Origin of the sequence: Klebsiella sp. CN_Kp073 (assembly GCF_040065495.2) — a bacterium.
Classification (GTDB): domain Bacteria; phylum Pseudomonadota; class Gammaproteobacteria; order Enterobacterales; family Enterobacteriaceae; genus Klebsiella; species Klebsiella aerogenes.
In genome coordinates this window covers 1,802,244-1,817,023 of sequence record NZ_CM198051.1, presented here as the reverse complement: position 1 = coordinate 1,817,023, position 14,780 = coordinate 1,802,244, and the positions used below count along the sequence as shown (strand labels likewise).

At 38.1% G+C, this 14,780-nt stretch carries 11 protein-coding genes; all 11 read right to left on the bottom strand.

Annotated features, from left to right (window positions below; translation table 11 throughout):
- Positions 1-152: 152 nt before the first annotated feature.
- The 11 genes from gnd to ABLV66_RS08705 all read right to left on the bottom strand — a co-directional run bounded on the left by gnd (position 153) and on the right by ABLV66_RS08705 (position 14,779).
- Positions 153-1,559, bottom strand: coding sequence for an NADP-dependent phosphogluconate dehydrogenase (gene gnd / locus ABLV66_RS08755; protein ID WP_045391829.1), 1,407 nt, complete (start codon positions 1,557-1,559; stop codon positions 153-155).
- A 219-nt stretch (positions 1,560-1,778) separates the two neighbouring features.
- Positions 1,779-2,930, bottom strand: a complete 1,152-nt coding sequence (locus ABLV66_RS08750; RefSeq protein ID WP_348875995.1) for a glycosyltransferase family 4 protein — start codon at positions 2,928-2,930, stop codon at positions 1,779-1,781.
- 82 nt (positions 2,931-3,012) lie between these two features.
- Positions 3,013-4,386: a phosphomannomutase CpsG gene (cpsG, locus tag ABLV66_RS08745; protein ID WP_088389864.1), complete on the bottom strand. Its 1,374-nt coding sequence runs from the start codon at positions 4,384-4,386 to the stop codon at positions 3,013-3,015.
- A gap of 16 nt (positions 4,387-4,402) precedes the next feature.
- Positions 4,403-5,824, bottom strand: a complete 1,422-nt coding sequence (locus tag ABLV66_RS08740; RefSeq protein ID WP_047046485.1) for a mannose-1-phosphate guanylyltransferase/mannose-6-phosphate isomerase — start codon at positions 5,822-5,824, stop codon at positions 4,403-4,405.
- A gap of 55 nt (positions 5,825-5,879) precedes the next feature.
- Positions 5,880-6,869, bottom strand: a complete 990-nt coding sequence (locus ABLV66_RS08735) for a polysaccharide pyruvyl transferase family protein (RefSeq protein WP_047078094.1) — start codon at positions 6,867-6,869, stop codon at positions 5,880-5,882.
- A 1-nt stretch (position 6,870) separates the two neighbouring features.
- A complete protein-coding gene (locus ABLV66_RS08730) occupies positions 6,871-8,412 on the bottom strand; it encodes an MATE family efflux transporter (protein ID WP_348875997.1) in 1,542 nt (513 codons plus the stop codon).
- 61 nt (positions 8,413-8,473) lie between these two features.
- Positions 8,474-9,457: a glycosyltransferase family 4 protein gene (locus ABLV66_RS08725; RefSeq protein ID WP_047056464.1), complete on the bottom strand. Its 984-nt coding sequence runs from the start codon at positions 9,455-9,457 to the stop codon at positions 8,474-8,476.
- Positions 9,458-9,474: 17 nt separating this feature from the next.
- Positions 9,475-10,521, bottom strand: coding sequence for a glycosyltransferase (locus tag ABLV66_RS08720; RefSeq protein ID WP_348874677.1), 1,047 nt, complete (start codon positions 10,519-10,521; stop codon positions 9,475-9,477).
- A gap of 112 nt (positions 10,522-10,633) precedes the next feature.
- Positions 10,634-12,061, bottom strand: coding sequence for an undecaprenyl-phosphate galactose phosphotransferase WbaP (wbaP, locus tag ABLV66_RS08715; RefSeq protein ID WP_047078097.1), 1,428 nt, complete (start codon positions 12,059-12,061; stop codon positions 10,634-10,636).
- A gap of 101 nt (positions 12,062-12,162) precedes the next feature.
- A complete protein-coding gene (locus ABLV66_RS08710; protein ID WP_047078098.1) occupies positions 12,163-14,328 on the bottom strand; it encodes a polysaccharide biosynthesis tyrosine autokinase in 2,166 nt (721 codons plus the stop codon).
- 16 nt (positions 14,329-14,344) lie between these two features.
- Complete coding sequence (locus tag ABLV66_RS08705; RefSeq protein ID WP_072047967.1) at positions 14,345-14,779, bottom strand: arsenate reductase/protein-tyrosine-phosphatase family protein; 435 nt, start codon at positions 14,777-14,779, stop codon at positions 14,345-14,347.
- Position 14,780: the final 1 nt, after the last annotated feature.

Sequence of the window (14,780 nt, the reverse complement as noted above, 5' to 3'; positions counted from 1 at the left end):
CGACCTACTTGAGGTTTATTATTATAAGACACTCATTATGACAGGATTATAAATTGAAAAAAACCATTTTCGAACAAAATATAATATCTAAACAGATATAGATAAAAAAAAGCCCTGTAAAAACAGGGCTTAGAAAGCAAATCTTTACTAACTTAGTTAATCCATTCAGTATGGAACACACCGTCTTTGTCAGTGCGCTTATAAGTATGTGCGCCGAAGTAATCGCGCTGAGCTTGAATTAGGTTCGCTGGCAAAACAGCAGAGCGATAGCTGTCATAATAAGCAATAGCAGCTGAGAATGTCGGAACAGGGATCCCATTTTGCACCGCATAAGCTACGACATCACGTAATGCCTGCTGGTAATCATCAGCGATCTGTTTAAAGTATGGGGCTAATAACAGATTGGCTATTTTATCATCCTGATTATAAGCATCGGTGATCTTCTGAAGGAACTGAGCACGAATGATGCACCCTGCACGGAAAATTTTAGCAATTTCACCGTAGTTGAGATCCCAATGATACTCATTCGAGGCAGCTCGCAACTGAGAAAAACCTTGGGCGTAAGAAACAATCTTACCTAAATATAATGCTCTACGGACTTTCTCGATAAATGCAGTTTTATCACCGGCAAGTTTAGCCTGTGGGCCCGTCAAGACTTTAGACGCTGCAACACGCTGCTCTTTTAGGGACGAGATATAACGAGCGAAAACTGATTCCGTAATAAGGGACAAAGGTTCGCCTAAATCGAGAGAACTTTGGCTTGTCCACTTACCGGTGCCTTTATTCGCGGCTTCATCAAGAATAACATCTACCAGATAGTTACCTTCTTCATCTTTCCTGGTGAAGATATCTTTTGTAATATCAATAAGATAACTGCTTAGCTCACCTTCATTCCATTTGGTGAAAGTTTCCGCCAATTCGTCGTTAGAAAGATTTAAACCACCTTTCAACAATGCATAGGCTTCAGCGATAAGTTGCATATCACCGTATTCGATACCATTATGAACCATCTTAACATAATGGCCAGCCCCATCAGCTCCGATGTAAGTTACGCAAGGTTCACCGTCTTCCGCAACAGCAGCAATTTGTTTAAGAATTGGCGCAACAAGTTCATAAGCTTCTTTTTGACCACCCGGCATAATTGAAGGGCCTTTCAACGCACCTTCTTCTCCGCCGGATACCCCTGTCCCGATAAAATTGAACCCTTCAGCAGAGAGTTCACGATTACGACGGATAGTATCCTGGAAGAAAGTATTACCCCCATCAATAATGATGTCGCCTTTTTCCAGGTATGGCTTAAGAGATTCAATAGCACTATCAGTGCCGGCACCGGCTTTAACCATCAACAGGATGCGTCGAGGGGTTTCCAGAGATTCAACAAACTCTTTCACTGTGAAATAAGGGACTAATTTTTTGCCTGGATTCTCAGCAATAACTTCTTCAGTCTTTTCACGGGAGCGATTGAAAACAGAGACGGTATAGCCACGACTTTCGATGTTGAGCGCAAGGTTTCGGCCCATCACCGCCATACCAACAACCCCAATCTGTTGCTTGGACATTACTTACTCCTGTCTGGTGTGGTCACTGCGACACGTTCGCAGTTTAAATGTGATGTTTATATTAGCTCAAAGCCTGTATGACGTATAGTGTAAAAATGTTCACAAATTAAGAATGGCAGTCATAACCCATTGAAAATTATTGGTTTTAATTCTGCCTTTTAATACCATTACCGCAACAAAAGCCAAGTGGCACAAAATTGCTTAGTTTTTATTCATTTATTAATAGATAATTTTTTTATTTTCCACAAATTCACAATATTTAGAATTGACGTATTCAGAAATTTCCTGATTAAACCGCTCGGTTGAAAATTTTAGCGCATGAGCACGACAATCATTAGGAAGAATTTGATCCTGCATAGTTTCAAACTTTTGGACAGCATCAATGACAGAACCTATATCCTGTTGGTCAAAAAGGATACCTGTTGGATTATCTACACCAAATGGTCTTACTGTTTCAAGTGAACCACCTTTGCCAAACGCAATAACAGGCGTCCCACAAGACTGCGCTTCAACAGGAGTAATTCCAAAATCTTCTTCTGCCGCAAAAACAAATGCTTTAGCATTTCTCATATGTTCTTGCATGACTTCATTTGATTGATAACCCAGGATTTCAATGTTAGCCGTGGCTTTAGACTTTATCTTTTGCATTTCCGGCCCATCACCAACAACAACAAGTTTACGGTTTGGCATGTGACTGAAAGCCTCAACTATCAAATCAATACGCTTATATGGAACAAGGCGTGATGCGGTAAAGTAATAATCTTCTTTAGCTTCATTCAGAAGAAAGCGATTGACATCAACAGGCGGATAAATGACATCAGCCTCTCGCCCATAAACTTTTTTAATCCGCCGCGCGATAAATTGCGAGTTAGCAATAAAATGATCAACGCCATTTGCAGTACGGTAGTCCCACATGCGCATTTTATGCAAAATCAATTTTGCAATCATTCCTTTGACTCCATGATCTAAACCTGCTTCCCGTAGATATTGATGCTGGAGATCCCATGCATATCTTATAGGGGAATGAACATAACTAATATGCAGTTGATCAGGCCCCGTCAAAACCCCTTTAGCAACAGCATGGCTGCTAGAAAGAATGACATCATGGCTGGATACATCAAGTTGCTCAATCGCTAATGGCATTAAAGGAAGATATGTTTGATATTTTTTCTTCGCTTTTGGGAGGCGTTGAATGAATGTTGTGGTTATTTCTTTATTCTGAAAGTGTTTTTTATTTTCAGAGGAAAGAAAATCCACAACAGAATACAAGTGTGATTCTGGATATGATTTAATAAGTTCCGCTACTACTTTTTCAGAACCAGCATAAGTAATAAACCAATCAGCAACAATACCAACATTTAAATCGCGCATAAAAATCCATCGTACATTTATAATTTAACATGCAAAATATAAAGGTGCTCCAGATTTGAAAAGCACCTTTAGTAATTTAAATTTAAGCCCTTAACAAGGCTAAAATCTCTGCAGTTTTTTCTTTCATTAAAGTAACATCACTTCTGGATTCCACATTTAAGCGAACGACAGGCTCAGTGTTAGAACTACGTAGATTGAAGCGCCAGTCCGCAAATTCAAGGCTTATACCATCCGTGTAATTAATATCAAGAGCTTCATTCTGATATCGCTCAAGAACCCGTTTGATCGAGGATTGCGGATCGCTAAGGGAGCTGTTGATTTCTCCAGAGGCAGGATAAGCTTGCATCCGTGCACTAACTAATTGGTTTAGCGTTTTATCCTTGATACAGAGCAATTCAGCGACAAGGAGCCATGGGATCATTCCGCTATCGCAATAGGCAAAATCGCGGAAATAATGGTGGGCGCTCATTTCGCCGCCGTATATTGCATCTTCTGCACGCATACGTTCTTTAATGAAAGCATGACCTGTTTTAGACATCACAGGAATACCGCCAGCATTTTTTACAATATCAATTGTATTCCAGCTTAAACGCGGGTCATGAATAATACGAGAACCAGGATTCTTTTCAAGAAATGCGTCAGCCAAAAGACCAACAATATAGTAGCCTTCGATAAAGTTACCCATATTATCGAACAGGAAGCATCGATCGAAATCACCATCGAATGCAATACCCATATCAGCATTATTTTTTATGACAGCGTCAGTGGTATCTTTTCTACACTCTGGTAATAATGGATTTGGTATACCATTTGGGAAGGTCCCATCGGGTTCATGGTGCACCTTTATAAATTCAACAGGAACATTATGTTTTATAAAGCGCTTCTCAAGGGCATCAATAACATGACCAGCGGCGCCATTACCAGAGTTAACAACTAATTTTAGCGTTCTATTGATATTATGAAGATTGATATAGCTCAATAACTTATCAATATATGCATCTAATATAGAAATGGATTGATAACTACCTTTAGGCTGCGATGAATTTATAGCAAAATTATTCTCTTCGGCAAGACGCTGGATCTCCCTTAGCCCAGTATCACCACTGATTGGCTTTGAGTTCTCGCGGACGAGTTTCATTCCATTATAATCAATTGGGTTATGACTGGCTGTTACTTCCACTCCGCCATCAACACCGAGGTAAGATGTAGCAAAATAAATCTCCTCAGTACCCGATAAACCAATGTCTAAAACATCAGTACCAGCATCCTGCAATCCTTTGGCAAGGGCAAGTTTAAGGGATTCACTAGTTAGTCTAACATCGCCTCCGACAACCATTTTTTTAGGCTTAAGATACTCACCATATGCACGACCAATACGGTATGCGATGTCCTCTGTAAGTTCCGAGCCTAACTTGCCGCGAATGTCATACGCTTTAAAGCAGGTTAATAATTCCATCATTTTCCCCGTTTAATCAAATTCCATAATGATCTTTTAGACGAACAATATCATCTTCACCTAAATATGAACCAGATTGAATCTCAAGGATTTCAAGATCTATTTTCCCTGGATTTTCCAGCATATGAGTCGAACCAGCAGGAATAAATGTTGATTGGTTTTCAGTAAGCAAAAACTCACGTTCGTTTAAGGTAATCTTCGCTGTTCCTGATAATATAATCCAGTGCTCGGCCCGGTGGTGGTGCATTTGCAAAGAAAACTTACCGCCCGGTTTAACTGTAACTTTGTTAATGTGATATTTAGTTGTATTAACCACTTTATCACTATGCCCCCAAGGGCTATAGGATTCACGGTGGATCCTATACTCTCTACGCGAAGTCATTTTAAGATGTTCAACTACACGTTTAACGTCTTGCACCTGTGATTTATCTATAACGAGCACAGCATCTTTGGTGCTGACTACTACCAGATTGTTAACCCCAACGGCAGCTACTAGTTGTTCTTCGCTATTTATATAACAGTTAGAAGAATCATGAACAAAAACATCCCCGGATAGTGAATTACCTTGACCATCCTTATCGTTGACTTCCCACAGTGCTGACCATGAACCAACATCATTCCAACCTGCATCCAGTGGTACTACAGATGCAGATTGCGTTTTTTCCATTACAGCATAATCAACTGACTCATCAGGGCAAGCAATAAAAGCATCTTTATCAACACGAATAAAATCACGTAAAGAATCGGTATGCACAGTCTGCATTGCCTTTTTACATGAGCTAAGAATATCTGGACGGAACTCATCCAACTCTTGCAGAAAGCGTCTTGCTCGAAACATGAACATACCGCTATTCCAGTAATATTCACCGCTGTCCAAATATTCTTGTGCTGTATGCAAGTTAGGTTTTTCAACGAAACGTTTTACATCATAAGCTATATGATTATCGAAATGCTCTTCGTTACCACGCTGGATATAACCATATCCCGTTTCAGGGCCAGTAGGCACAATACCAAACGTTACAAGTTTCCCTTGATTTGCATAAACTACAGCGCTGTTGATTGCAGCTTGAAAAGCATCGTTATTCTCAATAACGTGGTCCGCGGCCAAAACAAGTAGCAATGGATCATCATCATCATGTGCTACTGCGTGTAATGCAGCAAGTGCAATTGCTGGAGCCGTATTACGTCCAATTGGTTCAAGGATAATGTTATTAGATAGCTTTTCGATTTGACGTAGTTGTTCTGCGACTAAAAAACGATGTTGTTCGTTACATATCACAATAGGTTCTTTAGTCTCTAAACCATTAAGGCGAGTAATTGTCTCCTGAAGCATTGATTGCTCGCCGTGTAAACGTAAAAACTGTTTTGGATATAGCTCTCGCGACATCGGCCATAAACGACTACCAGTACCTCCAGCCATTATCACTGGGAGAATCATGACTTAACCTCATTTAATATATTTACAGTTCGATAAAGAGACATTTAGAATAAAATTAAACAACAAAACTTCTGCATTTATCCGCTAATTCATTAGCATATTGTTCATGCAATGTTTTATTTTTAATAATAGTATTCATACCTATTTTCTTACCATCAAATTCGAAGTTAGCAGTCGCATTGGCATTCATATCGACGTCAATTCTATTAAAGAAGTCAAATAATCCATCGAAACGGCAGTTATCAACTTTATTTTTAAAACCACCATTTACAAAAATAACTGGAGTGCCCATAGCCAGGCATGGAAGAGCAGTATGAATCCTGGAGGTTACTACCAGTTTTGCATTAGCCAATTTCCTCAGAAAATCATCGGCTAATTTAAAACCTTCGTCAGCGGAAAGGTACGGAATGATCTGTTTTTCATGTTTAGCATGCTTGAGTAATTCACTATCAAAAAATTGGTTTAGTACTTTGCTTCTATGATTAAATTCAAATGCCCGACCATTTAGCAAGCGTTTTCCGAAACGTAATGGTTGGCTCATTAACTCTGGTAATGACATTGAGTCATACATCACATCGATAAAATAAATATCATCAGTAACATTATCCCGTTTATATTTATTCCCCAACGTAAGTGTCATACAGCCTGAGTAATATGCATCAATCCCTTTTGAGATCAGCAAATCACGAGTGTAAAAATCACGGCAACCTATCGGCGCATGTTTTTTAAAGTGCTCAATACTCGCAGGTGTGAAAATTTTATCTACAATAGTAGAGTTAATATGGATTGAAACATATAAAGGAGTTATATCTTCAGATGGCGGAAAGTTTTCTGGTATATCCATATACCACGCATTCATGATCATTTTTACTTTATTACCACTATAAGTATTCATATGATCTCGTGGTATATACTCATTCACGCAAGGTAAAAACTGGCGTGCTGCTGTACTTTGTACATAATCACCCAGATTGATCCAGTTTCTTTTGACATAGATGTCACTTTCGTACGTCAGGACGCCATATTGAGTATTGTTTACTTGCATGTTATTTCCTACCTAATTTTTTCTTTATTAAAGATGTTAAATATTTTCTTTCTGAACTAATTAGCACCAAATAGAAAAAGAGTATAGCCACTGAGATTGTGTTTAAGGCGATTAGAAGCAGTAATCCTAAAAAACCTACAGGAAGTACGGTGTTAATGTAAAATGAAATTGCAAATGATATTACAGAAACAGAAAATAAGCGCGGGAAAATATTAAGGAAAAATATTTTACTATTTAATCCAGTTACTTTTTCCACATACAAAACTCTGAACATAAGCATTGCAACTGCACAAAGTATACGACTAGACACCGCCACAACCAATGCAAAACCCAAAGAGTAAAGAGCATATGTTAATACCAAAGTTAAAAGCATTATTAATGATGCTATTAACTGATAGTTCCGCAACTTTCCCACTGCATATGCTACGGTAACAAAAGGTCCTGATAGAGAATCAATGATGACATACAGTATGACAATTCTTACCAACACCACCAAATGTTCTGGAACTTGTTTCAACCATAAGTTAATAACAAAAGGCGCATCTACAAAGGCGGGTACTGCTGCAATCAGTACGATAAAGCCAGTCAACTTGCAGGATAAAGATAGAAGAGACGAAACCTCTTCGTGATTTCCAGTTGAATGCTGCTTTATCAGTTGAGGATTGAATGCGGTTTGTAAAGTACCTATGACACGGTTAAATGCAATCAGCACCTGCTCCGCTAACCAAACAGAACCATTTGCCACAACTCCGACAAAGAAATATGTCAGGAGAGCAATACCTTGAGAAAGTCCGACTAAACTCAATGAGCCCATCATTGACCAACTCGAGAAGGATAGTATTTCCTTGAGCAGTTCTTTATTTTCTTTGAAACTTACCTTTACAGTACATATATCTATTTTCTTAATGCAACTAACAAAATAGACAAAAAACACTGATATATATCCAAAAAGCAAGAATGCAGCATACCATATTAATTTCGAGTCGAATTCGAACAAGGTAAATAAATACACCATGCCCCAGCGCTGAATAGCATCAAATATCCCTATCTTAGCAAACAAATCCATCTTTTCAGTTGCAATTAACGCTGCAATAAATGGTGTTTGCATGATCTGAATAAGCAGAGATATGACAGACAACTGGTACACCAAAAATATTTCTGTCATACGCTCAACGGGAACTCTTAATTTATAGATTAAGAACCATAACCCAATTGTTTCAGCGAGGAATAAAACGGCACCACATATTATGAAATGGACCAATATACTTGTCGAAAAGACTCTTTTAGTCCAGGAAAAGTCCCTTCTACCTAAACCAACTGACAGGAACCTTTGAGTTGCCAAAGCTGATACGTTTTGAATGAACGAAAATAAAACGATAATACTGCCAATGACACTGTAAAGCCCAAAGTCATAAACCCCAAGCGCATTTAAAACTAAGCGTGAGGTATAAAAAGTTGCAAACATTATTAGTAACATCCTGCCATAAAGCATGAATGTGTTCTTTGCAACTATTTTTTTATTTGTAGCGTATTTTTCACTCATTTTTACCAACATTATCGTCAACACAGAAAAATTTCATTCTTGTTTTACGATTTCTATACTCTCAACTACTTGTTAGATACTTATTAACAAGTTCTGCGGTAGCACTCCAGGAATATTTACCGACCTGTTTTGAGCCTTTACTAATGAGTTGGGTTTTAAGTTCAATATCAGAATGTAATTTAGATATTGCAGTTGCTATTTGCTGTATATTCTCAGGGTCAACTACAAGTGCTGCGTCGCCAGCAACCTCACCGAGGGAGGTTGTTTTGGAGGTAATTACAGGTATACCACTTGCCATTGCCTCAATAACAGGGAGACCAAATCCTTCATAGAAGGAGACGAAAATCAATCCTTCTGCACCACGATAAAGCTCAGGTAATTCTTCGGTTTTGACAAAACCAGTAAATACAACCCTATCAGTAAGCTCATTGATTTCAATGAGAGTCGCTAACTCATCGGTTTTCTTGCCAGTAAAAACAAGTTTTACGTTTTTAGGGATATCTGCTCTGGCAAACGCCTGAATTGTTCCAACCTCATTCTTATGACTTTTCCTGTTACTGACACATAAATAATAAGGATATCCAAAATCTTTCTTTTGTCCATTTGGTCGAAAATCGTTGGATACTCCATTCCCTACATTTACAACTTTTTCAGCAGGAACCCCGGACCATTGGATGATTTTTTGTCGAGAAAATTCGGAAACAGTAAAAATATACTTAGCTTTTCGACATCCTCTTTTTATAACAACCTTATAGAATATTTTTTTTAATAGACTCGAATTTTCAGGACGCTCCAAATGATTCAAATCATGGATTGTAAACACAAATGGTATTCTGGAAAATAATGGAGGAATATAGCCTGGAAAAAAAACTATACCATCACGCATCTTCAGCATTTTTAACGATGTTTTTATGCAATCAACAGGGCTGAATGGTTTGCCGGTGAAACCCGCACTCTTATAATTTGTTATTTTATTAATTTCTTCAGCAAATGTTCCGATTCCGCCTGAACCTGACCATCGGTCATCAATTAGAATGTTTTTCATATATTCCTTGATACATTTCAGTGGTTATTTATTATAGTCTGGATCTTTTTAGCCAGCGCCGCAGCTTCAGAGTCACGACTTCCTGGCTCATATAAATTTGTGGGAGGAAGAAAATCAATCATCCCATCACGTGCAGGGGCGATAATCGGGATATTGGCTTGCTTTGCTTCTAGCATCAGAAGCGGCACCCCTTCAAACCGAGATGGCAAGGTAATAAGATCAACATCCTTGCTATACTCCCATACATTTGGCTGCCAGCCATAATAATTTACTCTAATATTATTATGTGAACATCCTGTTATAGTTTTCAGCTTCTCAAGATCAGGACCATCTCCAATAACCTTAAGCACTATTTCTTTAGAGGTCGAAATAGAATTTAACGCCTGAAATAGAATATCTTGTCCTTTTTGTCTAAATGAAACTCGTCCTGCCATTAAGATAGTAAACTTATCCTCATCTTTCTTATAGATATATCCCTTACCTCTAATGTATTCTATTGGTAACTTAGAGGAAAAGTTATGTAATACTCTAACTTTGGCATTTTTGTTTTTAAGGGAAATCTGTTCGGCAAAAACTTTACTAATCGTAATATAATTCTCGCACTTCTTGTAAACAAATTTCGATAATATGTCTTTTAACCACCCTAACTTGCTACCCATCAAACGAAAACTATGCGCATAAGGTATATAACTAACTAAGTTTTTGACTCCCGCAGCCTTCGAAGTATTAACAAATACAGAGCCTAACTCAATATCACCTTGCACAATGATAATAGTTTTATGTTTCCCCTTCAGAGATACTAGTAGTTCTTTAGCTTTTTTTCGAAAAGGATAATTAAAAGTAGAATGAAGTATTTCAATTTTTTTATGTAACACTTCATGATTCTCATATGCAATATTATGATCAGTGAGAATTTTTTTTAACGCTATATTATCTGAAGGGACAAAGCATGCAAACCTAAACCCTTTATTTCTAAATTTATTTAAATGAGCAATCGTCATCAATTCATGACCACCGACGATTGCTGCAGTAAATACGACAGCGATTACTTCTTTTTTATTCATAGATAGTCCATGGACAATGCAGTTCGCATACTACCCATTTGTTAATAATTAAAACACTATTTAATCTGTAAGTAATATGCGAAACTTTTTTATTTTTCACCTTTAAGATGATTTAATATGCGCCATCTTTTTTTAATACAACACCTATAGTTTTAAAAAGGATGGCTATGTCGTTCCACATAGACCAGTTTTTAACATACCATGCATCCAAATAGACACGAGTATCATAATCAACGTCACTCCTGCCACTCACTTGCCATAGTCCTGTCATTCCAGGTTTACTAAGTAAATAATAATCGACTTCTTCGTTATATCTTTCTAACTCTGCGGTAATAATAGGGCGTGGGCCAACCAGACTCATCTCCCCTTTTAAAACATTAAACAATTGAGGGAGCTCATCAAGACTTGTACTACGTAAAAATTGGCCAATTTTGGTGATTCTGGGATCATTTTTCAATTTAAATGTTGCATCCCATTCGGCTCGAGCTTCTGGATCGCTCGCCAGTAAGTTATCCAGGACCTCTTTTGAGTTAACTACCATTGATCTAAACTTCAGGCATTTGAAAGGCTTACCATCTTTCCCAACGCGCTCATGACCATAAATAGCAGGACCGCCATCCTTTTTAACTTTATTATATATATAAAGTAAAAGTGGAGATAAAATTAGAATAATACCCATCGAGCCGAATATATCAAACCCTCGTTTAATAATTCGTGAAGATAATTTAGCCAGATTCTGCTGTACTCTAAATATCATAACTTCATGGCTAAATATGAATGACATATCCGTACTATCTAATGGTACGCCCCGTAGGGTTGGGATTACCGAGACAAAACGATACCCTTTGATCATAAACTCGCGAAGCCAGTTATTTCGGATTTCACTTTGATTTGATTCGACTGCAACAATGAACTGCGTACGCTTATCAATGCTAGCTAACCAATTTTTATTAGCATCTAGCACTACTGTTTTATTAGTATGTTCAACAGTTCTAGTTTCACCATCGCAAGAAATAAAACCAATGACGTCTAAACCGAGATTTCGTTCACTATTTATTGCGTTGTAGGCATCGATAGCGTTTTTACCATTTCCCACTATCCACGTATCTCGCAACCAAAGGCCCATTCGATTCAACAGCCATTTAGTAAACATCCTGGTTAATGGTAGCAAAATAGCTGCAATTACCCATGTTAAAAGCCATACATACCGTGAAAAATACCATTTTGCAAATGCTATTACAGCAATTTCAATAACAGCAAATATTACCAAAGTACGGAGAATTTCTTTTAACTCAAACCAAAAAGTTTTACGATAAAAATAATGCCGCAGACGAATTCCGTACCAACTAATGCAACAAATACCTAAAAGCCAATGTAAAGCAACCCACCCTTCAATCTGCTCATTAGGAACTCTTTCGTCAAAATGACTCATTGTAAGCGAAAGAATTCCGAGAGATAAATATAGAGATATTACAAAGCTTAAAAAATCAGATACCGCTAAGGATACACTGCACCCAACATTTCTAGCAAAACGGGTCATGATTCCCTCTGCTTATACCACGCTTAACATGGAGAAAGTTACTATGGAATAGAATACGGACTCTATAAATAGAGCCCGTTTTGTTTTAACCTTTCAAATTTTTAACTTTTTTCTTTATCTGAATACGAATAACCGTAATAACTATAGCCATAGCCATAATAGCTACTTGCTTTTTTAACGACTCCGTTCAAAATAGCACCCTTAACATCAATGCCACTTTGCTCAAAACGTCTTACACTAACTGCAATTTCTTTGACAGTATTTGATTCAAATCTTGCTACTAGTAATGTTGTCCCTGCATAACGACCAATAATTGCAGCATCGGTGACTGCTAAAATAGGAGGAGTATCTATAACGACCAAGTCATAATTAGATGAAGCCCACTTTAGCAAATCTGAGAATCTTGAATGCATTAGCAGCTCGGCAGGATTTGGTGGAACTTGACCACGTCCAATATAGTCAAATTCGCCACTGGTAACCTTCTCTATTGTACTTTCTACAGAACTTTGGCCAGAAAGTATATCTGATAATCCTTTTGTCTGTTTGTGGCCAAGCATCTTATGCACATAACCTTTTCTGAGGTCAGCATCTATAAAGAGAACTTTCTTCCCAGTCAGAGCAATGATCGCAGCCAAGTTAGTACTTATGAATGTCTTACCAGCATTTGGGCTTGCTCCGGAAATCATCAGTATATTATTTTCGGCTTCCATCATCGCAAAATGTAAGCTCGTCCGAAGACTCCTAATCGCCTCTACCGCAAGGTCTGCAGGGTTTTCTACAGCCAGCAGTCTATCCGATTGATTTTTGTTTCGTATATTGTTCTTCGCAGAATGTTTAGTTAACCATTCAGATACTGGAACGCTCGCATACACGCTTACTCCCAGCTCCTCTAACTGTTCTGGAGATTCAATACCACGACGCAGGAATACTTGTACAAAGACCATAGCTATTGACACGATAAAACCAAGTACAATGCCAGCTAATATTACAATTATTTTTTTAGGTTTAACTGGTTTCGGATCGGTTACAGCGTCATCAATGATTCTGACGTTACCAATTGCGCTTGATTTAGCAATATTCAACTCTTGCTGACGGTTGAGTAGTTGCATATATACAGCCCGACCAGATTCAACATCCCTACTAAGGCGCAACACTTCTTGTTGAGTCGAGGGCATTCCACTGACACGTTTATTTAGCTTATTTTTTTCATCTTGAAGCGTTTTCCTTTTTTCCATCAGTGCTTTGTAAGTAGGATGTTCTTTTGTATAAAGTTGAGAAATTTCTGCTTCACGAAATGTTAATTCGTTCAATTGATTATCAACGTTAACAATCTGATCCAGAACTGATTTTGCCTCCATGGTAAGGTCAACAGAGTCTTTTTGTTGTCGATATTGATTCAACTTGTTTTCAGCTGAATCTAAATCTCCACGTACCAAGGGTAATTGATTATTAAGGAACTCCAGGCTTTTAGCATCCTGCGCGGCTTGACGCGCAACGTTTTGAGCCAGATAATTTTGACTGATACTGTTTAATACTCGTGAAATGAAATCAGGGTCTTCACCGGTCAAAGTTAAGTTAAGCATTCCCGTATCTTTGCCCTGATCTAAAGCGCTAAATGATTCCTGCAGATTCGTGATTGCTTTCAGTCGAGAATAATATTTAACCTCAAATTGCGTTCCAGGTTTTGCATCAATCGATTTTATATCGAGAGCAATACCTTTCTCATCCAGTGGTACACCAACGGTCCCCTGTAAAACGATACCGTCAAAATCGACAGTGTAATGTTTATCATCTTTTACTGTTACCAAAATTTCAGGTACTTTTCCCCCAGCATCTTTCGGCAAATAAAGGCGATTAATCTCCAGATTACCTTCTTTCTCACCTAATAATCTAGCAAACCCCTTTCCTAATAGTGGAAAGTGTTTCTGTTCAACAAGAGCCTGAAGATTAAGATCATCAACAGTCTTTCCTAGAATCATACGTGACTGCAGTAATGCTATTTCTGGCGCAGATTGAGGTTGACTATCCGGCAACATTTGGCTGAGGCTATCTATTAATGCGTTACCCTGCTTTTGTTCAACCTGTATTAATGCATTAGCTTCATAAATTGGGGTAGCAAACAGAGCATATAAAACTGCTATAACTGTAAAGCCAGTGGTTATAGAAATAATGAGTTTGCGATGGTCAATTAATTCACCGAACAAACGTCCAAAATCAATCTCATTATTTTCTTGTGGTGTTACTTTTTTATCAATTACCGATGTCATGCGGTTTTTCCCGATATTATTGCCCTAACTTCTCAGCCCAAGAACGACAACTTAAGTCAATCAACTGATAAACTGATTCGAATGCTTCATCGCTCTTCCTGTAAGGGTCTGGTATCTCTTTACCTGATAGCCAATGCCCAAGAAGCATTGTTTTCCCCCTAACTTCTGGAGCAATCCGACTGACTTGTTCTAAATGAACTTGCTCCATTACTAAGAGCAAATCATATTGGCGCCCAAGACTTGCGCTAAATTGCTTACCTTCATGTCCTTCCAAAGAAAGACCATGACTTTCAGCAATTCGTATCGCTGAGGGATCTGCAGGATGACCGATTAAGGCACCAACACCCGCTGAGTCTATTTTCTTAGTCGGTAATGCCTTACGTAATAATCGCTCTCCAATCGGAGAGCGGCAAATATTACCGGTACAAATAACTAATATTGAGTCAAACATA

Bases quoted from the DNA above. Each gene is read 5' to 3' on its own strand.
- gnd (WP_045391829.1), bottom strand. From the start codon at position 1,559: ATGTCCAAGCAACAGATTGGGGTTGTTGGTATGGCGGTGATGGGCCGA.
- ABLV66_RS08750 (WP_348875995.1), bottom strand. From the start codon at position 2,930: ATGCGCGATTTAAATGTTGGTATTGTTGCTGATTGGTTTATTACTTAT.
- cpsG (WP_088389864.1), bottom strand. From the start codon at position 4,386: ATGGAATTATTAACCTGCTTTAAAGCGTATGACATTCGCGGCAAGTTA.
- ABLV66_RS08740 (WP_047046485.1), bottom strand. From the start codon at position 5,824: ATGATTCTCCCAGTGATAATGGCTGGAGGTACTGGTAGTCGTTTATGG.
- ABLV66_RS08735 (WP_047078094.1), bottom strand. From the start codon at position 6,869: ATGCAAGTAAACAATACTCAATATGGCGTCCTGACGTACGAAAGTGAC.
- ABLV66_RS08730 (WP_348875997.1), bottom strand. From the start codon at position 8,412: ATGAGTGAAAAATACGCTACAAATAAAAAAATAGTTGCAAAGAACACA.
- ABLV66_RS08725 (WP_047056464.1), bottom strand. From the start codon at position 9,457: ATGAAAAACATTCTAATTGATGACCGATGGTCAGGTTCAGGCGGAATC.
- ABLV66_RS08720 (WP_348874677.1), bottom strand. From the start codon at position 10,521: ATGAATAAAAAAGAAGTAATCGCTGTCGTATTTACTGCAGCAATCGTC.
- wbaP (WP_047078097.1), bottom strand. From the start codon at position 12,061: ATGACCCGTTTTGCTAGAAATGTTGGGTGCAGTGTATCCTTAGCGGTA.
- ABLV66_RS08710 (WP_047078098.1), bottom strand. From the start codon at position 14,328: ATGACATCGGTAATTGATAAAAAAGTAACACCACAAGAAAATAATGAG.
- ABLV66_RS08705 (WP_072047967.1), bottom strand. From the start codon at position 14,779: ATGTTTGACTCAATATTAGTTATTTGTACCGGTAATATTTGCCGCTCT.